22 protein-coding genes are annotated in these 24,381 nt (G+C 72.7%); 10 read left to right on the forward strand and 12 right to left on the reverse strand.

Annotation, left to right across the window (positions count from 1 at the left end):
* Positions 1-108: 108 nt before the first annotated feature.
* From B0E54_RS12710 to B0E54_RS12730, 5 genes are all read left to right on the forward strand, one after another.
* On the forward strand, positions 109-1,437 hold the full coding sequence (locus B0E54_RS12710) for a sensor histidine kinase (RefSeq protein WP_234583565.1): 1,329 nt from the start codon (positions 109-111) through the stop codon (positions 1,435-1,437).
* A complete protein-coding gene (locus B0E54_RS12715) occupies positions 1,434-2,123 on the forward strand; it encodes a response regulator transcription factor (RefSeq protein WP_234583566.1) in 690 nt (229 codons plus the stop codon). Before B0E54_RS12710 ends, B0E54_RS12715 begins: the two co-directional genes overlap by 4 nt.
* An 81-nt stretch (positions 2,124-2,204) precedes the next feature.
* Positions 2,205-3,098, forward strand: coding sequence for an ABC transporter ATP-binding protein (locus B0E54_RS12720; RefSeq protein WP_234583567.1), 894 nt, complete (start codon positions 2,205-2,207; stop codon positions 3,096-3,098).
* The gene (locus tag B0E54_RS12725) at positions 3,095-4,156 is read left to right on the forward strand and encodes an ABC transporter permease (protein ID WP_234583569.1); all 1,062 of its coding nucleotides are present in this window, start codon (positions 3,095-3,097) and stop codon (positions 4,154-4,156) included. The genes B0E54_RS12720 and B0E54_RS12725 overlap by 4 nt, the downstream gene beginning before the upstream one ends.
* 187 nt (positions 4,157-4,343) lie before the next feature.
* Positions 4,344-6,140, forward strand: a complete 1,797-nt coding sequence (locus tag B0E54_RS12730) for a carbohydrate binding domain-containing protein (protein ID WP_234583570.1) — start codon at positions 4,344-4,346, stop codon at positions 6,138-6,140.
* Between the two features lie 66 nt (positions 6,141-6,206).
* Here the strand turns inward: B0E54_RS12730 and B0E54_RS12735 are convergent, their stop codons facing one another.
* On the reverse strand, positions 6,207-7,214 hold the full coding sequence (locus B0E54_RS12735) for a peptidoglycan-binding protein (protein ID WP_234583571.1): 1,008 nt from the start codon (positions 7,212-7,214) through the stop codon (positions 6,207-6,209).
* A gap of 252 nt (positions 7,215-7,466) precedes the next feature.
* Between B0E54_RS12735 and B0E54_RS12740 the strand changes: the two genes are divergently transcribed.
* Positions 7,467-8,474, forward strand: a complete 1,008-nt coding sequence (locus B0E54_RS12740; RefSeq protein ID WP_234583572.1) for an RICIN domain-containing protein — start codon at positions 7,467-7,469, stop codon at positions 8,472-8,474.
* Positions 8,475-8,535: 61 nt separating this feature from the next.
* Here B0E54_RS12740 and B0E54_RS12745 read toward each other — a convergent pair whose 3' ends face one another.
* The 8 genes from B0E54_RS12745 to pgsA form a co-directional block, all read right to left on the reverse strand.
* Positions 8,536-9,189 (reverse strand): DUF402 domain-containing protein, encoded by a 654-nt coding sequence (locus B0E54_RS12745; RefSeq protein ID WP_234583574.1) that lies wholly within the window; start codon positions 9,187-9,189, stop codon positions 8,536-8,538.
* 143 nt (positions 9,190-9,332) lie between these two features.
* Complete coding sequence (locus B0E54_RS12750) at positions 9,333-10,085, reverse strand: YebC/PmpR family DNA-binding transcriptional regulator (protein WP_139587604.1); 753 nt, start codon at positions 10,083-10,085, stop codon at positions 9,333-9,335.
* 263 nt (positions 10,086-10,348) lie between these two features.
* Complete coding sequence (gene pdxT, locus B0E54_RS12755; protein ID WP_234583575.1) at positions 10,349-10,951, reverse strand: pyridoxal 5'-phosphate synthase glutaminase subunit PdxT; 603 nt, start codon at positions 10,949-10,951, stop codon at positions 10,349-10,351.
* 43 nt (positions 10,952-10,994) lie between these two features.
* Positions 10,995-11,912 carry a pyridoxal 5'-phosphate synthase lyase subunit PdxS gene (gene pdxS, locus B0E54_RS12760; protein WP_308195357.1) on the reverse strand — a complete coding sequence of 306 codons (918 nt, stop codon included), beginning with the start codon at positions 11,910-11,912 and terminating at the stop codon, positions 10,995-10,997.
* Positions 11,913-12,071: 159 nt separating this feature from the next.
* Positions 12,072-12,575 carry a hypothetical protein gene (locus B0E54_RS12765; protein WP_234583576.1) on the reverse strand — a complete coding sequence of 168 codons (504 nt, stop codon included), beginning with the start codon at positions 12,573-12,575 and terminating at the stop codon, positions 12,072-12,074.
* 82 nt (positions 12,576-12,657) lie between these two features.
* A complete protein-coding gene (locus B0E54_RS12770) occupies positions 12,658-13,818 on the reverse strand; it encodes a glycosyltransferase family 4 protein (protein WP_234583577.1) in 1,161 nt (386 codons plus the stop codon).
* A gap of 16 nt (positions 13,819-13,834) precedes the next feature.
* Positions 13,835-14,767: a phosphatidylinositol mannoside acyltransferase gene (locus B0E54_RS12775; RefSeq protein ID WP_234583578.1), complete on the reverse strand. Its 933-nt coding sequence runs from the start codon at positions 14,765-14,767 to the stop codon at positions 13,835-13,837.
* A gap of 52 nt (positions 14,768-14,819) precedes the next feature.
* Entirely contained in the window at positions 14,820-15,449 is a 630-nt protein-coding gene (gene pgsA / locus B0E54_RS12780) for a phosphatidylinositol phosphate synthase (protein WP_234583580.1), read from the reverse strand.
* 250 nt (positions 15,450-15,699) lie between these two features.
* Here pgsA and B0E54_RS12785 point away from each other — a divergent pair, with 250 nt between their 5' ends.
* Positions 15,700-17,856 carry an elongation factor G-like protein EF-G2 gene (locus B0E54_RS12785; protein ID WP_234583581.1) on the forward strand — a complete coding sequence of 719 codons (2,157 nt, stop codon included), beginning with the start codon at positions 15,700-15,702 and terminating at the stop codon, positions 17,854-17,856.
* Positions 17,857-18,263: 407 nt separating this feature from the next.
* Here the strand turns inward: B0E54_RS12785 and B0E54_RS12790 are convergent, their stop codons facing one another.
* Positions 18,264-19,322 carry an aldo/keto reductase gene (locus B0E54_RS12790; protein ID WP_234583582.1) on the reverse strand — a complete coding sequence of 353 codons (1,059 nt, stop codon included), beginning with the start codon at positions 19,320-19,322 and terminating at the stop codon, positions 18,264-18,266.
* 97 nt (positions 19,323-19,419) lie between these two features.
* Here B0E54_RS12790 and B0E54_RS12795 point away from each other — a divergent pair, with 97 nt between their 5' ends.
* Positions 19,420-19,902, forward strand: coding sequence for a hypothetical protein (locus tag B0E54_RS12795; protein WP_234583584.1), 483 nt, complete (start codon positions 19,420-19,422; stop codon positions 19,900-19,902).
* Positions 19,903-19,936: 34 nt separating this feature from the next.
* On the opposite strand, the gene B0E54_RS12800 is transcribed toward B0E54_RS12795, so the two are convergent.
* Positions 19,937-20,449 (reverse strand): HIT domain-containing protein, encoded by a 513-nt coding sequence (locus tag B0E54_RS12800; protein ID WP_234583590.1) that lies wholly within the window; start codon positions 20,447-20,449, stop codon positions 19,937-19,939.
* Positions 20,450-20,625: 176 nt separating this feature from the next.
* Here B0E54_RS12800 and B0E54_RS12805 point away from each other — a divergent pair, with 176 nt between their 5' ends.
* Entirely contained in the window at positions 20,626-21,354 is a 729-nt protein-coding gene (locus B0E54_RS12805; RefSeq protein WP_234583585.1) for a D-Ala-D-Ala carboxypeptidase family metallohydrolase, read from the forward strand.
* Positions 21,355-21,535: 181 nt separating this feature from the next.
* Here B0E54_RS12805 and thrS read toward each other — a convergent pair whose 3' ends face one another.
* Positions 21,536-23,545 carry a threonine--tRNA ligase gene (thrS, locus tag B0E54_RS12810; protein WP_234583586.1) on the reverse strand — a complete coding sequence of 670 codons (2,010 nt, stop codon included), beginning with the start codon at positions 23,543-23,545 and terminating at the stop codon, positions 21,536-21,538.
* Between the two features lie 188 nt (positions 23,546-23,733).
* Here thrS and B0E54_RS12815 point away from each other — a divergent pair.
* On the forward strand, positions 23,734-24,381 hold a 648-nt coding region (locus B0E54_RS12815), incomplete at its 3' end, for a DUF1775 domain-containing protein (protein WP_234583587.1).

Here is a 24,381-nt window from a genome sequence, read left to right on the forward strand (position 1 = left end):
GGCGGCCCGGCGCGGACCTCGCGCCGGGCCGCCGCGCGTCCATCGGGCCAGGTCACCGCCGCACCTCCCGGTGAACGGCCGTGGCAAGCGACGTGGCATCGTTCCCGGATGACCGTGGCACCGCGAGAGGAATGGCGTCGTCCGGGCCCGACGGCCGAGCAGCGTCGGATCGACCTGTGGCTCGGCCTCGCGGTCACCGGGCTGGCGCTGATCAGCCTCACCCTGGCCCGCAGCACCGGGGCGTTCCTGCTGGGTCCGCCACCGTCGGGGCCGGAGCAGCTGTTCTGGACCGTCGCGGTGACGCTGCCGCTGATCTGGCGGCGACGCTGGCCGGCCGCCACACTGCTGGTCGTCGCGGTGGCGTTCATCGCCGCGCAGGCCCGGTCGGCGCCGGAGACCCAGTTCTCCGCGTGGGCCCTGTTCTGCGCCCTCTACACGATGGGCGCCTGGGGACCGGACCACCAGACGGCCCGCCGGCTGCGGATCGGCGTGATCGCCACGATGTTCGCCTGGCTGGGTATCTACTACGCGGTGACGATCGACCACATCCCGCCCGGCGCCTTCGACGGCGCGGTAGGTCCGGTGCCGCCGGTGCTCGCCGCGATGGTCAGCGGCGTCCTGGTCAACGTGCTGGTCTTCGGGTTCGCGTACTTCTTCGGCGAGACCGCCTGGGTGGCCGCGCGACGTGAGCACGAGCTGTGCGAACAGGCCGAGGAGCTGCGCCGGTCCCAGGCCGAGGGCCGGGAACGGGCCGTGCTCGGCGAACGGGTCCGGATCGCCCGGGAGCTGCACGACGTCGTCGCCCACCACGTGTCGGTGATGGGGGTGCAGGCGTCCGCCTGCCGCCGGGTGTTCGACCGTGACCCGGGCAAGGCCCGCACGGCGCTCGCCGCCATCGAGCAGAGCGCCCGCACCGCCGTCGACGAACTGCGCCGGATGCTCGGCGTACTGCGCGCCTCCGGCGACAGCGACGTCGAGCGGCCCGCGCCCGGCGACGTCGAGCGGATCGACGAGCTGGTCGAACGGGCGCGGGCCGCGGGCCTGACGGCAACCCTCGGGGTGTACGGCGAGCCCGTCGCACTGCCCGAGTCGGTGTCGCAGGCGGCCTACCGGGTGACGCAGGAGGCGGTGACCAACACCCTGAAGCACGCCGGGGCGGATCTGCTGGACGTGCGGGTCCGCTACCTGGCCCGGGAGGTGGAGGTCGACGTGACCGACGACGGACGGACCGGCCGCCGGGCCGGTGCCGCCGGGCTCGGCCTGATCGGGATGCGCGAGCGGGTCACCGCGCACGACGGCGAGCTGGAGGCCGGCCCCCGGGCCGGCGGGGGCTGGCGGGTACGCGCCCGATTCCCGCTCGCGGATCCGGCGATCGGCCGGCAGCGCGAGACCGGAGACGGGCGGTCGTTGACGGCCGGGGCGGGGCGGCCGTCGTGAGCGCCGCACCGATCCGGGTGCTGCTCGCCGACGACCAGCATCTCGTGCGCACCGGCTTCCGGATCATCCTGGAGGTGGAGGACGACATCACCGTGGTCGGTGAGGCCGCCGACGGCGCGCGGGCCGTCACCATGGCCCGCGCCACGCGCCCCGACGTGGTGTTGATGGACGTGGAGATGCCCGGCATGGACGGGCTGGAGGCCACTCGGCGGATCACCGACGACGGGCCCGGCGCTCCGGCGGTGCTGATCCTCACGACCTTCGACCGCGACGACTATCTCTTCGCCGCGCTGCGGGCCGGGGCCAGCGGTTTCCTGCTCAAGAACGGCACACCCGAGGAGCTGATCGAGGCGATCCGGGTGCTGGCCCGGGGCGACGGTCTGCTCGCCCCGGAGATCACCCGCCGGGTGATCTCCACGTTCGCCCGTCCCGGTGATCCGGCGGGCACCGCGCACCGGGGGGCCGACGCCGAGGCCGCGCTGGGCGAGCTGACCCCACGGGAGCGGGAGGTGCTGGTGCTGCTCGCCGCCGGGTCGAGCAACGCCGAGATCGCCACGACCATGTGCCTGGGCGAGGCGACGGTGAAGACGCACGTGAGTCGGGTGCTGGCGAAACTGGGGCTGCGCGACCGGGTCCAGGCGGTGGTGTTCGCGTACGAGAACGGGGTGGTCCGCCCCGGCGGGTGACAGGTGTCCGTCGCGCGACGGACCTCGCGGCTCAGCCCTCGGACGGACGGCGGACCGACGCGTTCGATCTAGCGTGGACGCGTGACGAGAACGCTCCAACTCGACGGCGTCGACCGCAGCTTCGGCGACCGGCAGGTGCTCAAGAACGTGTCCTTCGAGGTGGCGGCCGGCCGGATGACCGGCTTCGTCGGCGCCAACGGCGCCGGTAAGACCACCACCATGCGGATCATCCTGGGTGTGCTCGCCCCCGACGCCGGCGAGGTGAGCTGGGGTGGCGCGAAGCTCACCCGGCAGGACCGCCGCCGCTTCGGCTACATGCCGGAGGAGCGGGGCCTGTATCCCAAGATGACCGCACGGGAGCAGGTGACCTACCTGGGCCGGTTGCACGGTCTGGACGCCCCCGCCGCCCGCCGCGCCACGGATGCCCTGCTGGAGCGGGTCGGGCTCGGCGAACGCGGCGACGACCTGCTGGAGACGCTGTCGCTGGGCAACCAGCAACGGGCCCAGATCGCCGCCGCGCTGGTGCACGACCCCGAGGTGCTGGTGCTCGACGAGCCGTTCTCCGGCCTCGACCCCCTCGCCGTCGACACGGTCGTCGCCGTGTTGCGCGAACGCGCCGCCGCCGGGGCGCCGGTGCTGTTCTCCAGTCACCAACTCGACGTGGTCGAGCGCCTCTGCGACGACCTGGTGATCATCAATGACGGGGTGATCCGGGCCGCCGGCAGTCGTACGCAGCTGCGCGACTCGTACACCTCGCCCCGCTTCGAGCTGGTGGTGGCGACCGACGCCGGCTGGGTCCGCGACCAGCCCGGCGTCACCCTTGTCGAGCTGGACGGCGCGCGGGCGGTCTTCGACCTGCCGGTCGGCGCCGACGAGCAGCCCATCCTGCACGCGGCCCTCGCCCGCGGCCCGGTCCGCGCCTTCCGCCCGGTCAGCCCCTCGCTCACCGAGATCTTCCGAGAGGTCACCCAGTGAACGTCACCCAGGCCACCCGGCTGGTCGCCGAACGCGAGATCCGGGTCAAGCTGCGCGACCGCACCTTCCTGTTCGGCACGCTCTTCTTCCTCGTGATCGCGGCCGCCGGCACCATCCTGCCGCCGTTGCTCTCCGGCGGCCCGAAGAGCGTGGCCGTCACCCAGGACGCGGCCGGCCCGCTGCGCGCCGCCGGGCTCGACGTCCGGGTGGTGGCCGACGACGGCGCCGCCGAGCAGGCCGTCCGCGACGGGGACGTGGACGCCGCGGTCGTCAGCGGTCCGGAGGTGCTCGCCATGGACGAGGCCCCCGACGAGGTGGTCCGGGCGCTGAGCACCGCGCCGCCGGTGCGCCTCCTCGACCCCGACGCGGTCGATCCGGTGGTGGCGTTCCTGGTGCCGTTCGTCTTCGCGTTCGTCTTCTTCATCACCTCGCAGACCTTCGGCCTGCAGATCGCGCAGAGCGTCACCGAGGAGAAGCAGACCCGGATCGTGGAGATCCTGGTCGCGGCCGTGCCGGTACGGGCGCTGCTGGCCGGCAAGGTGATCGCCGGGGGCATCCTGGCGCTCGGGCAGATCGCGCTGATCGGTCTCGTGGCCGTCCTCGGCATGCGGATCGGCGACAGCGGGGACCTGCTCACCCTGCTCGCTCCGGCGATCGGCTGGTTCGTGCCGTTCTTCCTGCTCGGCTTCGTGCTGCTGGCCGCGATGTGGGCGGCGGCCGGCGCCCTGGTCAACCGCCAGGAGGACATCGCCGGTGTGTCGACGCCGGTGCAGCTCGCCGTCATGCTGCCGTTCTTCGCGGTGATCTTCCTGAACGACAATGCGACAGCGATGCGGGTGCTGTCGTACCTGCCGTTCTCGTCGCCCACGGCGATGCCCCTGCGGTTGTTCACCGGCGACGCTGCCGGCTGGGAGCCGATCGTGTCGCTGGCCATCCTGCTGGTCGCCGCCGGCGCCTTCCTGGTCGCCGGTGCCCGCGTCTACGAGGGTTCGCTGCTGCGGACCAACGGCCGGACCTCGCTGCGCGCCGCCTGGCGGGAGCGCGAGAGCATCGGCTGACCGGCGACGGCCCACGCGGGCGTCGGTGTCCCGAGCGGACACCGGCGCCCGTCGCCGTTCCCCCGCCCGTACGGCACCGGTCCGCACACCCGTTCGGTGGCTGCGAACGCCGCCGGCGTTCCTACGGTGAGCCGATCCTCCCGGCAACGACCTGGTCGTCGCCGATCCCGGACCGGAAAGGCTCTCCATGACCCCACCGATCGACACGCGGCGCTCCGGCGCCGCACCACGCCTGCGGCGTCTGCTCAGCGTGGTCCTGGCGGTCGTGCTCGCCAGCACGCTCCCCGCCCTCGTCCGTTCCGCGCCGGCCTCCGCCGCGGCGGGCAACCTGATCCTCAATGGCAGCTTCGACAACGGCAGCACCGAGCCCTGGTGGACCCGCCTCGCCTCCACCAGCACCACTGTCAACGCCGGCCAGCTGCGCATCCGCACCAGCGGGCCGGCCACCAAGCCCACCTGGGACGACCTGGTCGGTCACTTCGAGTTCGGGGTGACGGCGGGGCAGCCGTACCGGTTGCAGTTCGACGCCAACGCCGACGTCGGCCGCACCCTGCGCGTCTCGGTCTCCCGGGTGGACACGCCCTTCACCTCCGCCGTCGACCAGACCGTCGCGCTGACCTCCACGATGCGCCGCTTCACGTTCGACTTCACGTCGCCGTTCGGTGATCCCAAGGCAGTGCTCCTGTTCCACCTGGGCGCTCAGGCGGCCTCCACCGTGCGGCTGGACAACATCTCGCTCACGCCGCTGGCCATCGACCCGAGCACCGATCCGATCCTGTACTGGAACGGTGTCCTGCTGGACACCTACCGGGCGTTGGACCTGCCACCCACCGCGTCGTCCCGGCAGGCGGCCATCCTGCACGCGGCGATGCACGACGCCGCGGTCTCGGTCACCGGCGTCGGCAACCCCTATCGGGTGCGGGTGCCGGTCAGCTATCCGGGCACCATGGACAACGTCGTGGCGCCGTCCCTGCACGCGGCCATCGACAGGGCTGCGGTGGACGTGCTGACCGCCCTGTACCCGACGCGACGCACGTCCTTCGAGACCGCCCACGGCATCGCCGTCACCCGGCGACCGTCCGGTGTGAACGCCGCCGAGGCCGCGCGGGGCGACACCGTCGGCGCCGCGGCCGCCGCCGCCAACCTCCAGGCCCGCGCCAACGACGCCGCCGACGTCACCACCGCGTACCGGTTGGACGGGGTGGACGGGTCGTGGCGACCGACCGACGGCAAGCCGGCCGTCAGCCCGAACTGGGGACACGTCACCCCGTTCGCGCTGACCTCCGGCGACCAGTTCCGGCCCGGCCCGCCGGCCGGCGCGACCGACTACGCGGACCTGCTGGGCAGGCAGGAGTACCGCGACCAGGTCCAGGAGGTACGCGACCTCGGTGGCCGGACGTCGGCACTGCGCACCGCCGAGCAGACGCAGATCGCGTTCTTCTGGGCCAACGACCTGGCGGGCACCTACAAGCCGCCGGGCCAGCTCTTCGCCCACACCCGGATCGTCGCGGAACAGCGGAAACTCGGCATCCTGGCCAACGCCCGCCTGTTCGGGCTCGTCGCCCTGGCCCTCGCCGACGCCGCCATCGCCGCCTGGGACGCCAAGTACCTGACCGACATCGACCTGTGGCGGCCGGAGAGCGCCATCGGCAACGGCTGGCAACCGCTGTCGCAGGACCGCGACGGTGTCTCGTTCTCGCCGTCCTTCCCGGCGTACATCTCCGGTCACGCCACCTTCGCCGGGGCGTGGGCGGCGGTGCTGAAGGGCTTCTTCGGCACCAACGCCATCGCCTTCGACGCCACCACCGACGACCCGCACGCCACCGGAGTCGTCCGCCGGATGAGCGGCTTCGACGAGGCCGCCCGGGAGAACGCGCTCAGTCGGATCTACCTGGGCGTGCACTACCCCTTCGACGCGGACGCGGGAATCGCCACCGGCACCTCCGTGGGCGCATACGTCTACGCGAACCGGCTGCGACCGTGAGTCGTCCGCCGGCGTGACGGGGGGCTCCCCGCCCGGTCTGTCGACCGGGCGGGGAGCGGGGGTCGATCAGGGTGACGGGAGGCAACGCCAGTGGCTGAAATCGCCGGTACGCGACCAGACGTCCCACGCGGCGGCGATGTTCCAGCCCGGATCCAGGGCTGTCCGACGGTCGACGCCTCGCCGCGACAGCTCCATGTCGCTGAACTGGAACAGACCCCAGCGCCGCGACCCGTCGGCGGTCACCTCCACCCGCAGCGGGTCCAACCCGGACAGGCACCGCGCCAACCGCACCGCCTCGGCCGGGTCCGGGGCGAAGGTCTCTCGCAGGTGGGTGCTGACGCGGTTCTCCGGCCAGGGGACCGGCAGCACCGGATCACCCGACAGGGCGTCCAGGAGCGGCTGGTCCACAGTGCCGCTGACCGACAGACCGGCCAGCGCCTGGAAGGCGATCACCCGGCTGGTGGTGTCCGGGCCGAACCAGCCGTCAACGGGTACGCGCAGCCCGACGGCGACCAGGCGATCCTGCAGATCCAGCACGCAGGGGCCGTACATGCCCTGGCGGAGGACGATCGGGCAGGCGGTGGCCGACGGGGTGGTCGTACCCTCGCCGCGCGGCAGCAGTGCCCCGACGGTCAGCGCGCCGACCAGCGCGAGCGCCCCCATCCGCAGCCGCCGACGTGCCGGTCCGGCGACCCGGCGCGGGTCACCAGGCGTCCGATGAGGGCTGCCCGCGTCGGGAGACGCCGGGTCGGGTGGCGTCGACTCCTCCTCTTGGCGCACGGGCTCGCTGAGCCGGGCCTCGATGTCGCGGCGCAGGCCGACCCACCGCTCGATGTCCGCCGCCGGAGTGCCGCAGGCGGCGAGCAACGCCACGACGGTCCGCTCGCGGGGCAGAGTGTTCCGGCCGAGCATCGTGGCGAGGGTGCTCGGAGGAAGCCAGTGCCCGGCCGCCGAGGCCCGGCGCGAGATCTCCCGGTACGTCAGGCCGGAGCGTCGCCGCACGTCCCGAAGCGCCACCACGTACTCCCCCGCCGTGGCCACCTGCGGCACCGGATCCCGGGCAGCGTCAATCATCGGATCTCCCCGCGTCGTTGATGTGGTCGGACCCGGACCGGTGCCGGTCGGAGCCGTCGGTCCGTACGCCGGTCAGCGGCGCGGCCGTCGGGAAAAACGCTAGACAGCCGGGTCGTCCGAGACAATGCCCTGGTCGGGGCGCGGCGGTGTCCGAGCAGCTCAGGGCCTTCTGTCCGGGTCTTGTCCGACCATCTCGGACAGACGCCGCACGGCGCCTTGCCCCGGGGCGCGTGGGGTCAGGAGAATCAGATGATGACCATGGGGGACCTCCGACCGGACGAGGCGGCCGACCCGGCCGAGTTCGTCGATCTGCTGCGCCGCCTCAAGGACCGGTCCCGGCTGACGTTCCGGCAACTGGAACAGCACGCGGCCACGGCCGGCGACGTGCTGGCCCGCAGCACCGCCGCCGACGTCCTGCGCCGGTCCACTCTGCCGCGACCCGAGGTGCTGGCGGCGTTCGTGCGCGCCTGCGGCGCCGGCGATCAGGTTGACGAGTGGCTGCGGGCACGGGACCGGCTGGCGGCCGGCGCGTACACCACGCCCGCTGCACCGGCGACCGAGCCGACGCCGTCGGACGGGAGCGCGGGCGACGTGTTGATCGGCGGCCCCGACGAGGCGCGGTCGTGGTTCGCGCGACCAGCGCCGCTGGCGGCGCTTGCCGCCGTCGTCGTGCTTGCCGCGTTCGGCGCCTGGTTCCTGTGGCCCGACGACCACGAACAGCGGACGGCGGAGAAGCCGGCCGCCTCGTCGGCCACGCCGGCCGGCAGCGCCACGGCCGGCGGCAACGGCACGCCGCCGGCCAGCGGCCGGAGCCGGATCCGTCCCGCCAGCGCCCCGCAGCTCTGCATCAGCGAAGGGCGCGACCGCAGCGGCGCCTACGACGACGCGGTGGCGGTCCAGCGCCCCTGCGTCGGGGCCACCCCACCGGAGACCTACCTGGTGCCGGTCGCCGACGACCTCTACTTCGTCAAGTGGGACCATCCGGTGAACGGGTTGGGCTGCCTCACCGTCCGGCGCGACGATCCCGGCCGCAACCTCATCGAGCCCTGGGACAAGTGCAGCACCGACGCCGGTGCGCAGCTGTTCCGCTTCGAACCGACCGGGACGGCACCGGACGCGTACCGTCTCCGCCCGTCGGACAGCGACCTGTGCGTGGGCATCCGGGACGACGCCAGCAAGGTGCCGGCCGAAGCGGTGGCCGAGCCGTGCACCGGCCAACCCGACCAGGTGTTCCTCGTCGATCCGGTGCCGGAAGACTGACGCCCCGCACGGCCCGCACGCCCCGCACGACCCGTGCCGCCCGCGCGGTGGCCGTTCGTCGTCAGCGGGTGGGCACCGTGGCCCAGCCGGCCGGCAACCGGGGCACCGACCAGGCCGGATCGGGTTGCCATCGTGCCCACGCCGGATCCCACCAACGCTCACCCGCGTCGAGCAGGGCGGCGATCCGGTCGCCCTCGCCGCGGATCGCGTCCGCCATGCCCGGGTAGCGCCCCTCGACGAGACGCTGCGCGAAGATCTCGACGTCCTTCCAGACGTACCGGTCGTCGTCCGCGCCCCACCACAGGTCCAGCTCGTGGTCGAGAGTGTCCACCCCGATCGGGGTACGCCGCAGCGGATCCTGCAGGTTGAAGTACCAGCCGGCGAAGTCGCGCTGCGGGCCCGTCCAGAACACGTCGACCGAGTGCGCCTCGCCCGGCCGGTGCAGCATCAGCTTGCCGTGCCCCGACCAGGAGCGGTGCCCGGCCATCTCCCACGGGTGCCGGCCGCAGGGAAAGACGCCGTCGGTCGGGAAGCCGAACTCCGCCCCCGACGGCAGGTAGAGGGCGAGCAGGTCGGGCGAGTCCTCGACGCAGATCGTCGGGCAGCCGAACCAGACCTCGCCCCGCAGGATCTCCCGCCGGACGACCACGTCACCCGGCGCGAATCGGCGTTCCACCATCTCCTCCGGAACCTCCTCGTTCGCCCCGACGTCCACGACATCGAGTCGATCGCACGTGCAGGGTCGCTGACACGCGTCAGGTCGCCGATGTGGGGGCAACCGCTCGCGCGGACACCCCCACCTCGGCGACCTGGTGTGGATCATGCCGGGAACGCCGGACGGGCCGGACGAGCCGGACCTCAGGCGTCGACGGCCGCCATCACGTCGTCGCTGACGTCGAAGTTCGCGTAGACGTTCTGCACGTCGTCGCAGTCCTCCAGGACGTCGATCAGCTTGAAGATCTTGCGAGCGCCCTCTTCGTCCAGCGGGACGTTCATGCTGGGGATCAGGGAGGACTCCGCCGACTCGTACTCGATGCCGGCGTCCTGCAACGCCGTCCGCACCGGGATCAGGTCGGTCGGCTCGGAGACCACCTCGAACGCCTCACCGAGGTCGTTGACCTCCTCGGCGCCGGCGTCGAGGACGGCCATCATCACGTCGTCCTCGCTGGTGCCCTCCTTGGGCACGATCACCACGCCCTTGCGGGAGAACATGTACGACACCGAGCCGGCGTCGGCGAGCGAGCCGCCGTTGCGGGTCAGCGCGGTGCGCACCTCGGTGGCCGCCCGGTTGCGGTTGTCGGTGAGGCACTCGATGAGCATGGCCACGCCGTTCGGGCCGTACCCCTCGTACATGATCGTCTGCCAGTCGGCACCGCCGGCTTCCAGGCCGGAGCCGCGCTTGACGGCGCGGTCGATGTTGTCGTTCGGCACCGAGCTCTTCTTCGCCTTCTGGATCGCGTCGAAGAGCGTCGGGTTACCGGAGGGGTCGCCACCGCCGGTGCGCGCGGCCACCTCGACGTTCTTGATCAGCTTGGCGAACATCTTGCCGCGCTTGGCGTCGATGACGGCCTTCTTGTGCTTGGTCGTCGCCCACTTTGAGTGGCCGGACATCTTCTACCTCCGTCTGTCATTGCACGCCTGCGTCGACTGCCGCACCGACTCCGCGCCGCATTCGGCGATCCGGCGGCCGGTCGGCCCCGCGGGAAGTGCCGCGCCGGGCGACGGCCCTGCCGAACCGCGGCAATCTTACCGAGGTCACACCCCGCCATGTCACACCCGGGACCTGCCCGGAGTGCCGGCACGGCGTCGAGCCCGTCCAGGACCAACGATCGGGGGCCGGGATCCATGCCCGTGCGCCCGCGCCGGTCGGCCGCTCAGGCGGCCCGCACCAGCTCGACGAAGTACGCGTGTACGCGCAGGTCACCCGTCAGCTCAGGGTGGAACGAGGTGGCCAGCAGGTTGCCCTGGCGCACCGCCACGATCCGCTCGGCGGCCGGGCCGCCGGTGACCTTGCCGATCACCTGGACGGCCGCGCCGACCCGCTCGACCCACGGCGCGCGGATGAACACCGCGTGGAACGGCTCCCCCGGCACACCGTCGACCTCCACCGGCGCCTCGAACGAGTCGACCTGCCGGCCGAACGCGTTACGCCGTACCGTCATGTCGATGCCCGCGAAACCGCGCTGGTCGGCGCGGCCGTCCAGCACCTCGGCGGCCAGCATGATCATGCCGGCGCAGGAGCCGTAGACGGGCATGCCGCCGGCGATCCGCTTGTCGATCGGCTCGCGCATCTCGAAGATGTCGACGAGCTTGCTGATGGTGGTGGACTCGCCGCCGGGGATCACCAGCCCGTCGACCGCGTCCAGCTCGCCCGGACGCCGGACCGGGCGGGCGTCCGCGCCCGCCGCGGCCAATGCCGCGACGTGCTCACGGACGTCCCCCTGCAACGCGAGCACGCCGATCACGGGTGCCGTCACGTTCGTACCGTTCCTCTCCGTGCCACGCCGCCCGAAAGAGCGCTCACCAGCCGCGCTCGGCCAGGCGGTGCGGCTGCGGGATCTCGTCGACGTTGATGCCGACCATCGCCTCGCCCAGACCGCGGGAGACCTTCGCCAGCACGTCCGGGTCGTCGTGGAAGGTGGTGGCCTTGACGATCGCGGCGGCCCGCTGGGCCGGGTTGCCGGCCTTGAAGATGCCGGAGCCGACGAACACGCCCTCCGCGCCGAGCTGCATCATCATCGCCGCGTCGGCCGGCGTGGCGATCCCGCCGGCGGTGAACAGCACCACCGGCAGCTTGCCGCTCTCGGCGACCTCCTTGACCAGCTCGTACGGGGCCTGCAACTCCTTGGCCGCGACGTACAGCTCGTCGGCCGGCAGCGAGGACAGCCGGGCGATCTCCTGGCGGATCTTCCGCATGTGGGTGGTGGCGTTGGAGACGTCGCCGGTGCCGGCCTCACCCTTGGAGCGGATCATGGCCGCGCCCTCGGTGATCCGCCGCAGCGCCTCGCCCAGGTTGGTCGCGCCGCACACGAACGGGACCGTGAAGGCCCACTTGTCGATGTGGTTCGCGTAGTCGGCCGGGGTCAGCACCTCGGACTCGTCGACGTAGTCGACGCCGAGCGACTGGAGGATCCGCGCCTCGACGAAGTGACCGATGCGGGCCTTGGCCATCACCGGGATGGACACCGCCTCGATGATCCCGTCGATCATGTCGGGGTCGCTCATCCGGGAGACCCCGCCCTGTGCGCGGATGTCGGCGGGGACCCGCTCCAGGGCCATCACGGCGACCGCGCCGGCGTCCTCGGCGATCTTGGCCTGCTCGGCGTTGACGACGTCCATGATCACGCCGCCCTTGAGCATCTCGGCCATGCCCCGCTTCACGCGGGCCGTGCCGACGACGGGGGCGGTGCCGGTGGTCGAGGCGGTGTTTTCGGGCACGGGTCAACGCTCCTTGGACGTGCGGTGGGGGTGGCAGCGAAAATGCTACGCACTGGTCAACGCCGCGCCGACAGCCAATCAGACCCCCGGTGGCCTGCACTGTGGCCCTGCTCACCGCCGCGCCGGGCCGCCGCCCCGATCAGCCCGCGCCCGCCCGGATCAGCCGGCGGGAACGTCCGCCGGCACCACGAGCGTCGGGTCGTCGATGTCGAAGTAGCGCGGCCACTCCCGGCCCCGCCCCATCCGCAACAACCGCACCAGCGGACGACTGCGCGCCGAGCGGGCGTCGCGAACCAGGTCGGTGTGCACCTGCCGGGACAATGCCAGACGGCGGCTCGCCGCGATGACCGCCGCGCAGTCCGGATCGGCCGGATCCAGCCGCACCGCGCGCAACTGCCGGGTCAGGTCGTTCTCGGCCGCCTCCCGCTCCTGCGGCGGAGCGTCCAGCGCGACCCGGGCCGCCGCGTACAACTCGACGCCGAAACGCCGCTCCGCCAACACCGCGGCGGCCGCCGCCCGGCGCAGCAGGTGGGCGTCGAGGGCCCGCGCCGCCAGCTCCGCGCGGCCCTGCAGCCGCTCGACCCGGCCGGCGGTCCAGATGAGGTACGCCGCAAGCACCCCCACGAGCACGCTCGCGGCCACCACCCACCACATGTGCGGCATCGTAGTGCTGCTCCGTTTCTCCTCCGTTGCGCGCGCCCGCGCCGGTCACCGGCGTCACCAGCCGCACCATCCGTCACACGGCTCAGCCCAGCCCCACCCATTCCTGGTCGATGACCCGTCCGTCCGTCGCCTCGATCGCCGCTGCGTATACCTCAAGAACACGCCGGGCAACCACCGGCCAGTCGAAATTCGCCACCACCTGATCGCCGCAGGCGCTCAGCGTGGCCCGCCCCGCCGGCTCGTCGAGCAGCTCGGACAGGGCCTCGCGCAACCCCACCGCGTCTCCGGTCGGAAAGAGCCGCCCCGCCCGCCCACCGTCGAGCACCCGGCGGAACGCGTCCAGGTCACTCGCCACCACAGTGGTGCCGGCGGCCAGCGCCTCGGTGAGGATCATCCCGAACGACTCGCCGCCGGTGTTCGGCGCCACGTACAGGTGCACGCTGCGCAGCATCCGGGCCTTGTCCGCCTCGCAGACCAGCCCGAGGAACGTCACCTGCTCCCGCAGCGCGGCCGGGAACTGGTCGTACAGGTCGTCCGGGTCACCCGGGCCGGCGACCAGCAGCCGCAACCCCGGGCGGGTCGCCGCCAGCGCCACGAAAGCGTCCCGCAGCACCGGGAAGCCCTTGCGCGCCTCCGTGAACCGCCCCAGGAAGCCCACCGTGCCGCCGGTGCCCGGCCCGCACTCCCCCGGCCAGCCCGGCAGCGGCTCGGCGTCGGCGAACTTCGCCACCGCCACCCCGTTGGGGATCTCCACCGCGCCGCCGTCCATGTGCTCGACCTGCACCTTGCGGGCCAGCGCGCTCACCGCGATCCGGGCGGTGATCCGCTCCAACACGATCTGCAGCACGCCCTGCGCGGCGGCCAGCACCCGCGAACGGGTCATCGCCGTGTGGAACGTGGCCACCACCGGGCCGCGCGCGGAGAGCACCGCCAGCAGCGACAGGCTCAACGTCAGCGGCTCGTGCACGTGCAGCACGTCGAAGTCACCGTTGGTGAGCCAGCGCCGGACCCGGGCCGTGGAGACCGGACCGAACGCGATCCGCGCCACCGACCCGTTGTACGGCAGCGGCACCGCCCGGCCGGCGGACACCACGTACGCCGGCAGCGGCGAATCCTCATCCGCCGGAGCGAGCACGCTCACCTCGTGACCGAGCACGATCAGCGCCTCGGCGAGATCCATGACGTGGTTCTGCACCCCGCCGGGGACGTCGAACGAGTACGGGCACACGATGCCGATCCGCATGCGTCAGCCCACCCTCTCAGCCCTGGCCGGGGGCCGACGAGGGCAGCGCCGTGCCCTCCCCCGCCCTCGTCTGGTCCAGCCACATCCGCTGCAACATGTGCCAGTCTTGCGGATGGCGGGCGATGCCCGCCGCCAGACCGTCGGCGATCAGCTGGGTCAGCGACCGGACCCGCTGGTCCAGTGGCCCCGCCTCGGGGCCGGGCACCGGCAGCGGGCCGGCGAGCGAGGCGCACGCCGCGTCCTTCTCGTACCACATCGAGGCCACGTACAGCGGCGCTCCGGTGTGCAGCGCGAGCAGCGCCGGCCCGGCGGGCATGCGGGTCTTCCCACCGAAGAAGTCCACCTCGACGCCCCGGGCGGAGAGGTCCCGGTCGGCCAGCAGCGGCACCACCGCGCCGGCGCGGAGGCGGTCCAGCAGCACGTCGAACGCCGGACGCGGCCCACCGTGGGTGGGCAGGATCTCCATGCCCAGCTCAGCCCGGAAGGCCATGAAACGCTTGTACACACCCTCCGGTTTGAGCCGCTCCATGACGGTGCTGATCGGCCAGCCGGTGGCCGCGACCCAGGCGCCCGCCGCGTCCCAGTTGCCGGCGTGCGGCAGCGCCACCACCGCGCCCCGGCCGGCGGCCACGTCGGCCGCCAACAGCTCGGCGCCGTCGAGGCGGAACCCGGCCAGGATCTGCTCCCGGCTCAACGCGGGCAGCCGGAACGCCTCCATCCAGTAGCGGGCGTACGAGCGCAGCCCGCGCTTGACGAGATCGTCCAGCTCGGCCTCGGGCAGCTCCGGGCCGACCACCCGGCGCAGGTTCGCGCGCAGTCGGGCCGTACCCCCGCCGCCGCTGCGATGGGCGCGGTCCGCGCCCGCCTGGAACGCCGCCGCCACCACCGGCCGGGGAAGCGCGCGGACCAGCCGCCAGCCGGCGACGTAGCCCAGCTCGGTGAGGTTCACGCGGCTCGGCCGCCGGTCGTCCGACGCCGGGTCGCCGGCGTGCCGGCCGCGCTCACGCCTGGCCGTCCGGCTGGAGCTGCTGGGCCTGGCGGTAGACGTGCGCCATCCGCTGCCCCACCGTGAAGATCGAGATGGCAGCGAGCAGCCAGAGCGCTATCTCCAGCGCCGGCTTCACGCCGACGCCGGTGAGGATGCCGCCGACCCCGACGATCAGCAGCCGCTCGGTGCGCTCGGCGATGCCCACGTTGCAGGTCATGCCCAGCCCTTCGGCGCGCGCCTTCACGTAGGAGACGAGCCCGCCGGCGGCCAGGCACAGCAGGGCGGCGGCCACCCCGGAGTGGTCGCCCCGGGTGGCCAGCCAGTACGCGACCGCGCCGAAGACGGCACTGTCGGCGACCCGGTCCATGCTTGAGTCGAGGAACGCGCCGAAGCGGGTGGAGCCGCCGCTCATCCGGGCCATCGTCCCGTCGAGCAGGTCGGTGAGCGCGAACACGGTCACGATCAACGCGCCCGCGACCAGGTGGCCGCGGGCACCGAAGCCGAGCGCGCCGATGAGCACACCAACGGTGCCCGCGACGGTGACGGCATTGGGAGTGACGCCCGCGCGCAGGAGGGCACGTGCGATCGGCTCGACGACGCGGGTCATCCCCGCGCGGGCCGACACTTGGAAGATCTTCGCCATGGCGGTCCCCACGATAACGGTCCGCCCAGGTCCGGCGATACGGCCGGTCCCTCCGACCCGCCCGGGGCAGGCTTGTGCCTGTCCGGCAACGGGTGTGAGATCGAGCCAAAGGGTGAGCCAGCTCACCCGCCCGCCCGTTGAGTTCCCGCTGTGCAGCAGACCACCGGAGGATATCGCCGCGCACTCGCCCCGGGCCGCTACCCGTCGCGCGGCGGTCGCCACCCACCACCGGCTGAGGGAGGTGCGCCCCATGGCGCAGAAAAATCAGGAAAAGGGGGCCACCGGCGGCACGCCGGTGGTGACCGACCCCGCGCGGGTTCGCAACGTCGTGCTCGTCGGGCACTCCGGAGCGGGCAAGACCACGCTCGTCGAGGCGCTGCTCGCCGCTACCGGCACCATCGGCCGGGCCGGCAGCGTCGTCGACGGCACGACCGTGGGCGACCACGACCCCGCCGCCGTACGCCAGCAGCGCTCGGTGAGCCTGGCCTGCGCACCGCTGCTGCACGACGGCATCAAGGTCAACCTGCTGGACACACCCGGGTACGCCGACTTCGTCGGCGAGCTGCGGGCCGGCCTGCGGGCCGCCGACGCCGCGCTGTTCGTCGTCTCAGCGGCCGGTGGGATGGACGCCGCAACCGTGGCGCTGTGGGAGGAGTGCGCGGCGGTCGACATGCCGCGCGCCGTCGCGGTGGCCCGGCTGGACCAGCCCCGCGCCGACTTCGACGAGGCGGTGGCGCTCTGCCAGCGGGTCTTCGGCGACAACGTGATGCCCCTGTACCTGCCGATGCTCGGCGACGACGGTGTCTCCACCGAGGGCCTGCTCGGGCTGATCACCCGACGGGTCTTCGACTACTCCGCCGGGCTGCCCGCCGACGTACGCGACCCGGACCCGGAGCACCAGCGGGCCATCGACGAGTCCCGCAACGAGCTGATCGAGGGGATCATCGCCGAGAGCGAGGACGAAACCCTCATGGACCGCTACCTCGACGGCGAGGAGATCAGCACCGAGGTGCTCATCGAGGACCTGGAGAAGGCCGTGGCCCGGGGTCACTTCTACCCGGTGGTGCCGGTCTGCGCCGAGACCGGCGTCGGTCTGGACACCCTGCTGGAGGTGCTGACCGCAGCGTTCCCGTCACCGCTGGAGCATGAGCTGCCCGCGGTCACCGGCGTGGACGGCTCGCCCCGCCCGCCGCTGACCTGCGACCCGGACGGCCCGCTGGTCGCCGAGGTCGTCAAGACCACAGTCGACCGCCACGTCGGTCGGGTCTCGCTGGTCCGGGTCTTCTCCGGCACGCTGCGCCCCGAGCAGACCGTGCACATCTGCGGGCACGGCATGGCCGAACGCGGGCACCCCGACCACGACGCCGACGAGCGGGTCGGGCACATCTACACCCCGCTGGGCGCGACCCTGCGCGAGGTGCCGCACTGCGTGGCCGGCGACATCTGCGCGATCACCAAGTCGGGCAGCGCGGAGACCGGCGACACCGTCTCGGCCAAGGACGACCCGCTGCTGATCGCGCCGTGGGAGATGCCGGAGCCGCTGCTGCCGGTGGCGATCGTCGCCCGCAGCCGCGCCGACGAGGACGCGCTGGCCCGCAACCTCGCCCGGCTGGTCGCCGGCGACCCCACCCTGCGGCTGGAGCGCAACCCGGAGACCCACCAGCTGGTGCTCTGGTGCATGGGCGAGGCGCACGCCGACGTCGTGTTGGACCGGCTGCGCGCCGGAGGCGTCGAGCTGGACACCGAACCGGTCAAGGTGTCGCTGCGCGAGACGCTGACCGCGCCGGCACGGGGGCACGGCCGGCACGTCAAGCAGTCCGGCGGCCACGGCCAGTACGCCGTCTGCGACATCGAGGTGGAGCCGCTGCCCCGCGGCGCCGGCTTCGAGTTCGTCGACCGGATCGTCGGCGGCGCGGTGCCGCACAACTACATCCCGTCCGTCGAGAAGGGCGTCCGCGCCCAACTGGAACGCGGACTGGTCGCCGGCCACCCGGTGGTGGACCTGCGGGTCACCCTCGTCGACGGCAAGGCGCACAGCGTCGACTCCTCCGACGCGGCCTTCCAGACCGCCGGAGCGCTCGCGCTGCGCGACGCCGCCGAGCGGGCCCAGCCGACGCTGCTGGAACCGATCGACGAGGTCACCATCCGGGTGCCCGACGGCTCGGTGGGCGCGGTGATGGGCGACCTGTCCAGCCGGCGCGGCCGGGTGCTCGGCACCGAACCCGACGAGGACGCCGACGGCCGTACCCTCGTGCGCGCCGAGGTCCCGGCCACCGAACTGCTCCGCTACGCCGTCGAGCTGCGCTCGATGACCGCCGGCACGGGCACCTTCCGCCGTCACTTCGTCCGCCACGACCCGATGCCCACCCACCTGGCCGACCAGGCCCGCAAGGAACACACCCCGTAACCCCGCCTGCCACGCAGGGACGGGAGGAACCGCCGATGCGGTTCCTTCCCGTCGCGTCCTGTCGAGCTGCCCCACATGCGGGGCACCGCTGCCGGAGCGGACCGTTCCCAGCCGGCCGGCTCCAGCCACTCGCAGGACCCGGGTCAAGTACGCCTTGATCCCGCATCCGCGCCGACGCTGCCCCAGATCTGGGGCAGCTCGACAGGACGCGACAGCAGCACGGGACGGGGCACCGCCACCCCGCACGGCACCGCGCGCGACGCCACGACAAGGCCACCGCACCAACGCCACGGACCCCGCTCGGAACGGCTCCGGCTCCGGCTCCAGCTCCAGCTCCAGCTCCAGCTCCAGCTCCAGCTCCAGCTCCAGCTCCAGGGACGGTGTGCCCTCTGCGCGCCTAGCGCGGGTCAGGGGTGGGTCGTGGGATGGGCGGGGCGGGGCCAGTGCGGGCGGTCGGCGTCGCGCAGAGCGGCGGTGCGCAGGGCGGCGAGTTGGCGTTCCACCTCGACGAACTGGTCCGGCGCCAGCGGCCCCCGGCGCAGCGCGGCGGCGTTCTCCTCGACCTGGGCGACCGTACGACAGCCGGGAATCGGGATGGTGCGACCGCTGCGCGCCCAGATCCAGCCCAGCGCGCCCTGGGCGAGGGTGCGCCCGTCGGCGGTCAGCGCGGCGCGGACCGCCCCGACCCGGCGCAGCCACTCGGGGGCGGGACGGCCGCCCCGGAACCACTCCAGCCAGCCCGGCGCCAACCCGCGCACGTCGTCGCGGGGCAACGTCGACGCGGCCGTGTACTTGCCGGTGAGCAGGCCCATCCCCAGCGGCCCCTGGTTGACGCTGGCCAGGTCGTACTTGTCGCAGACGGCGAGCAGCTCGGGTGCGTCGCGCAGCACCGACAGGGCGTGCTGCACGGCGGTGGCGCCGGAGGCCGCCTGTCCGAACGCGGCGGCCCGGTCCGGGCGGTCGGTGCTCCACCCGTACGCGCGGATCAGGCCCTCGGCGACCAGGTCCTCACAGACGCCGATCAGCGCCTCCGCGCGAGGCACCGACAGGTCGGCCAGGTGCAGCTGGTAGAGGTCGATCCGGTCGGTGCCCAACCGGCGCAGCGACGCGGTCACGGCCCGCCGCAGGTACGCCGGCGACGCATCCTCCCCGGTCGCCTGCCGGGTCGCCTCGTCGAACGTGTAGCCCCACTTGGTGGCGATCACGGCCTCGTCCCGACGGCCGGCGAGGGCCCGCCCCAGCACCCGCTCGCCATGCCCCGCGCCGTACGTGTCGGCGGTGTCGAAGAGGGTGATGCCCTCGTCGAGCGCGCGGCGCACCGCCCGCACGGACTCGTCGTCGTCGACCGCGCCCCAGCCCAGCGGCTGGTTGCCCTCCGCCCAGGGACCGGCGATCGCCCAGCACCCCATGCCGAGGGCGCTGACCTCGATGCCGCTGCGCCCCAACATCCGTGTCGTCACTGCCATCGGCCGATCGTGCCACCTTCACCGGGCCGGGGCGTAGCAACTCCGCACGCGCAAACGCGGTACGCGCGCGTCGGGACCGTACGGCATGATCGACGCCATGCGACGGCTGGGCGTGGACATCGGCGGTGTGCTCATCGAGCCGGCCGACGACGACGCCGACACCTCCTTTTTCGGCGCGCACTACCTGCGCACACCCATGGTCGACGGGGCGTTCGACGCGCTCGCGGCGCTCGGGCCGGCGTTCGACGAGGTGCATCTCGTCTCCAAGTGCGGCGAGTCCACCGAGCGGCGGACCTGGGAGTGGCTGGCCCACCACGACTTCACGGCCCGCACCGGGATCCCCGTCGAGCGGGTGCACTTCTGCCGGACCCGGCCGGACAAGGCGCCGATCGCCCGGCAGCTCGAACTGACCCACTTCGTGGACGACAAGCTGGAGGTGCTCGGCTACCTCGACTCGGTGCCGCACCGCTACCTGTTCCGGCCCCGCCCGGCGGAGGTCGCCGCGCACGCCGCGTTGCTGCCGCTCGTACACCGGGTGGAGAGCTGGCCGGAGCTCGTCCCGCTGCTGCGCGCCGACTAGCCGGACCGGCGCGGACCCCGCGCGGACGGCGCGGTCAGGACGGCCAGGCCCGGGCGAGCAGGTCGCGGGTGTCGCCGAGCAGCTGGGGCAGCACCTTGGTGCGGCCGATCACCGGCATGAAGTTCGCGTCGCCGCCCCAGCGGGGCACCACGTGCTGGTGCAGGTGGGCGGCGATGCCGGCGCCGGCCACGCCGCCCTGGTTCATGCCCAGGTTGAAGCCGTGCGCATTGCTGACCTTGCGGATCACCCGCATCGCCGTCTGGGTGTACGCGGCCAGCTCGACAGTCTCCGGCTCGTCGAGGTCGGTGTAGTCGGCGACGTGCCGGTAGGGGCAGACCAGCAGGTGCCCCGGGTTGTACGGGTAGAGGTTGAGCACGACGAAGACGCGCTCGCCGCGGGCGACCACCAGGCTCTCCTCGGTGGGCAGCCCGGGAGCCAGACAGAACGGGCAGCCGGTCGGCTTCTCGTAGCCCTCGGCGGGGCGGTCCTCGCCGGAAATGTAGGTCATCCGGTGCGGCGTCCAGAGCCGATCCAGGCCGTCCGCCATGCCGTCGCTGTCCGTGTGCCGCTCCGCCCCTGTCACGAGCCGATCCTACGGAGCCGCGTGGGCGGGCCGCGACACCCGTCACCGGGAAACTCCTTGCTGCAAGTTGTTGACGGATTGCCGCCCAGACCTGAAACTTCCATGCATTCAGGCACTTGAATCAATGGATGGAGAGCTTCATGATCCGACGACTCGGCAGGATCATCGCGGCGCTCGCGCTGGCCGCCGCCACCACGGTGACCGGGGTCACCCTCACCGCCAGCGCGGCGCACGCGGACGGCTGCTACACCTGGGGTCGCACCCTGTCGCAGGGGATGTCCGGCGAGGACGTCCGCCAACTCCAGATCCGCGTCGCCGGCTACCCCGGCTACGGCGCCGTGCTCACCATCGACGGCGCCTACGGCCCCGCCACCCGGTCCGCGGTGATCCGCTTCCAGCAGGCGTACGGACTGGGCGCGGACGGGGTCGCCGGCCCGCAGACCTTCAACCGCCTGTACGCCCTCCAGGACGACGACTGCACACCCGTCAACTTCAGCTACGCCGAACTGAACAACTGCAACAGCACCTGGTCCGGCGGTGCGGTCGCGGCGAGCACCGCCCGCGCCAACGCCCTCGTCTCGATGTGGAAGCTCCAGGCCCTGCGGCACGCCCTCGGCGACGTGCCCATCGCGATCAGCAGCAGCTTTCGCAGCTACACCTGCAACAGCGCGGTCGGCGGGGCGTCGAACAGCCGCCACCTGTACGGCGACGCGGTGGACCTGGTCGGCTCACCGTCGCTGTGCCGGCTGGCCCAGCAGGCCCGCAACCACGGCTTCGGCCAGATCCTCGGCCCCGGCTACCCCGACCACAACGACCACACCCACGTCGCGGCGGTCGGCGGCTGGTCGGCACCGACCTGCGGCATCTGACAGCCACCGCGCCACGGTTCAGCCTGACGGCCGGTGCCGCAGGTCGCCCTGCGGGCGAGGCATCGAGCGTCCGCGCCGCTCATGATCGTGCTCGGACATGGATGTAGTGGCCTCCCTGCTGCGGGGAGGCCACTACATCCTGGATCGAGCGCGATCATGCTGCGCCAGGCGCAGGCGGCGGCTATTCGGCCGCCGCGGAGGGGCCGATGTTGGTGCGGGAGGTCACCACGTCCAGGACGTGGTTCACCGCCTCGGCGATCGGCACGCCGTTGCGCTGCGAGCCGTCGCGGTAGCGGAAGGACACCGTGCCGGCGGCCACGTCGTCGTCGCCGGCGATCACCATGAACGGGATCTTCTGCTGCTGCGCCGTCCGGATCTTCTTCTGCATCCGGTCGTCACCCGCGTCCACCTGGGCCCGGATGCCCTCGGCCCGCAGCGCGGCGACGAAGCCGTGCAGGTAGTCGGTGTGGTCCTCACGGATCGGGATGCCGATCACCTGCACCGGCGCCAGCCAGGCCGGGAACGCGCCCGCGTAGTGCTCGGTGAGCACCCCGAAGAACCGCTCGATCGACCCGAACAGCGCCCGGTGGATCATCACGGGCCGCTGGCGGGTGCCGTCGGCGGCCTGGTACTCCAACCCGAACCGCTCCGGCTGGTTGAAGTCGACCTGGAGGGTGGACAACTGCCAGGTCCGGCCGATCGCGTCCCGCGCCTGCACCGAGATCTTCGGCCCGTAGAACGCCGCGCCACCCGGGTCGGGCACCAGGTCGAGGCCGGAGGTCTCGGCGGCGGTCCGCAGCGCCTCGGTGGCCTCGGCCCAGTCCTCCTCGGCCCCGATGAACTTGGGCGAGTCGTCCCGGGTCGACAGCTCCAGGTAGAAGTCGTCCAGGCCGTAGTCGCGCAGCAGGTCCAGCACGAAGCTGAGCAGCGTGGTCAGCTCGCCGGCCATCTGCTCACGGGTGCAGTAGATGTGCGAGTCGTCCTGGGTCAGGCCGCGGACCCGGGTCAGGCCGTGCACGACGCCGGACTTCTCGTACCGGTAGACGGTGCCGAACTCGAACATCCGCAGCGGCAGCTCACGGTACGACCGCCCGCGCGCCCTGAAGATCAGGTTGTGCATCGGGCAGTTCATCGCCTTGAGGTAGTAGTCCGCGCCCTCCAACTGCATGGGCGGGAACATGGTGTCCGCGTAGTACGGCAGGTGACCGGAGGTCTGGAACAGCTGCGCCTTGGTGATGTGCGGGGTGTTGACGAACTCGTACCCCGCCTCCTCGTGCCGCCGCCGCGAGTACTGCTCCATCTCGCGGCGGATGATCCCGCCCTTGGGGTGGAAGACCGCCAGGCCCGAGCCGATCTCGTCGGGGAAGCTGAACAGGTCCAGGTCCGCACCGAGCTTGCGGTGGTCGCGCCGGGCGGCCTCCTCCAACAGCTTCAGGTACGCCTTCAGCTCGTCGCGGGTCGGCCACGCGGTGCCGTACACCCGCTGCAGTTGGGGGTTCTTCTCCGACCCGCGCCAGTACGCGGCGGCGGAGCGCATCAGCTTGAACGCGCCGATCAGTCGGGTGGTCGGCAGGTGCGGGCCGCGGCACAGGTCCGACCAGCAGACCTTGTCCTCCTTGGCGTCGAGGTTGTCGTAGATCGTCAGCTCGCCGCCGCCGACCTCCATCACCTCGTCGGTGTCCAGGCCCTCGCCCTTGACCTCAATCAACTCCAGCTTGAACGGCTCGTCGGCCAGCTCGGCGCGCGCCTCGTCGAGGCTGCCGAAGCGGCGGCGACGGAACCGCTGCCCGGACTTGATGATCTCCTGCATGCGCTTCTCGAGCTTGCTGAGGTCATCGGGCTGGAACGGCTTGGCGACGTCGAAGTCGTAGTAGAAGCCGTTCTCGATGGGCGGGCCGATGCCCAGCTTCGCCTCGGGGAAGACGTCCTGCACGGCCTGGGCGAGCACGTGCGCGGTGGAGTGGCGCAGCACGTTGAGCCCGTCGGGCGAATCCAGGCTGACCGGCTCGACCGTCGTCTCCTCGGTCGGCGCCCAGTCCAGGTCGCGCAGCTGACCCTGCGGGTCGCGGACCACGACGATCGCCTTGGGGCCGTTCGCGGGCAGTCCGGCCGCGGCCACCGCGTCGGCCGCCGTCGTCCCGGCGGCGACGACGACAGGGTCGGCCACGGCGGGGGTACGGGGTGCGGACACGGTGACTCCTCCAAGCAGTACGAAACGGTGCCGGTCCTCGGCTCCTGCCGATGCTATCGGTCCACCCCCTCCGGCTCGGGAAGGGCACCTTCCTCGCGTGAGGCGTTGAACCTTTCGCGCCTGCCAGCCGAACTAGAAGGTGTGGCCGGAAACCGGAGCCGGTCGCGTCGAGACGGATGGGGCACGAGATGGCGAGCACGCACGGCGGAGGCCGTCCGCGGCGAATCGCGGCGGTGACCGCGCTGACCGCCGCGGGGCTGCTGCTCTGGCCCGGTACGGCGGCGCACGCCGCGGATGTGACGACCACCCCGACCGAGGCACGGCAGGGCGACGCCGTACGGCTGGAGTTCAGCGTGCCCGAGGAGCGCGCCGGCACGAAGACCACCCGGATCGAGGTCCGGTTGCCGGCCGACGCGCCGGTGGCCGAGGTCTACCCGATGTCTGTCGACGGCTGGGCGCCCAAGATCAGCTCCCGTACGCTCGACAAGCCGGTGACCGGCATCCACTCCTCCGGAGTGAGCACCGTGACGACTGCGGTGACCTGGGTCCGCGTCGGCGCGGGCACGTCCGGCCCGGCCCAACTGGCCCTGTCGATGGGCCCGCTGCCGCAGGCCGAGCGGCTCACCTTCGAGGTCGTCCAGACGTACGCCGACGGCACTGTCGTCCGGTGGGCGGACGCCAGCGGAGCGCACCGGGCCCCGGTGCTGACGCTGCTGCCCGCGGTGGCGGGTGCGGCCGGACCGGTCGGGCACGGCGGGCACGGCGCCCCGGCGGCCGACACGGCGAACGGTCCTGCCGCCGGCGCGCAGGATGTCAACGGCGCCGACGCGGCGGCC

The organism is Micromonospora sp. MH99, assembly GCF_021442385.1.
In the GTDB taxonomy this organism is placed as follows: domain Bacteria; phylum Actinomycetota; class Actinomycetes; order Mycobacteriales; family Micromonosporaceae; genus Micromonospora.

Excerpts from the sequence above, each read along its gene's own strand:
- B0E54_RS12710 (WP_234583565.1), top strand. The coding sequence starts at position 109 with ATGACCGTGGCACCGCGAGAGGAATGGCGTCGTCCGGGCCCGACGGCC.
- B0E54_RS12730 (WP_234583570.1), top strand. The coding sequence starts at position 4,344 with ATGACCCCACCGATCGACACGCGGCGCTCCGGCGCCGCACCACGCCTG.
- B0E54_RS12735 (WP_234583571.1), bottom strand. The coding sequence starts at position 7,214 with ATGATTGACGCTGCCCGGGATCCGGTGCCGCAGGTGGCCACGGCGGGG.
- B0E54_RS12740 (WP_234583572.1), top strand. The coding sequence starts at position 7,467 with ATGACCATGGGGGACCTCCGACCGGACGAGGCGGCCGACCCGGCCGAG.
- B0E54_RS12750 (WP_139587604.1), bottom strand. The coding sequence starts at position 10,085 with ATGTCCGGCCACTCAAAGTGGGCGACGACCAAGCACAAGAAGGCCGTC.
- B0E54_RS12765 (WP_234583576.1), bottom strand. The coding sequence starts at position 12,575 with ATGCCGCACATGTGGTGGGTGGTGGCCGCGAGCGTGCTCGTGGGGGTG.
- B0E54_RS12770 (WP_234583577.1), bottom strand. The coding sequence starts at position 13,818 with ATGCGGATCGGCATCGTGTGCCCGTACTCGTTCGACGTCCCCGGCGGG.
- pgsA (WP_234583580.1), bottom strand. The coding sequence starts at position 15,449 with ATGGCGAAGATCTTCCAAGTGTCGGCCCGCGCGGGGATGACCCGCGTC.
- B0E54_RS12785 (WP_234583581.1), top strand. The coding sequence starts at position 15,700 with ATGGCGCAGAAAAATCAGGAAAAGGGGGCCACCGGCGGCACGCCGGTG.
- B0E54_RS12790 (WP_234583582.1), bottom strand. The coding sequence starts at position 19,322 with ATGGCAGTGACGACACGGATGTTGGGGCGCAGCGGCATCGAGGTCAGC.
- B0E54_RS12795 (WP_234583584.1), top strand. The coding sequence starts at position 19,420 with ATGCGACGGCTGGGCGTGGACATCGGCGGTGTGCTCATCGAGCCGGCC.
- B0E54_RS12800 (WP_234583590.1), bottom strand. The coding sequence starts at position 20,449 with ATGGCGGACGGCCTGGATCGGCTCTGGACGCCGCACCGGATGACCTAC.
- B0E54_RS12805 (WP_234583585.1), top strand. The coding sequence starts at position 20,626 with ATGATCCGACGACTCGGCAGGATCATCGCGGCGCTCGCGCTGGCCGCC.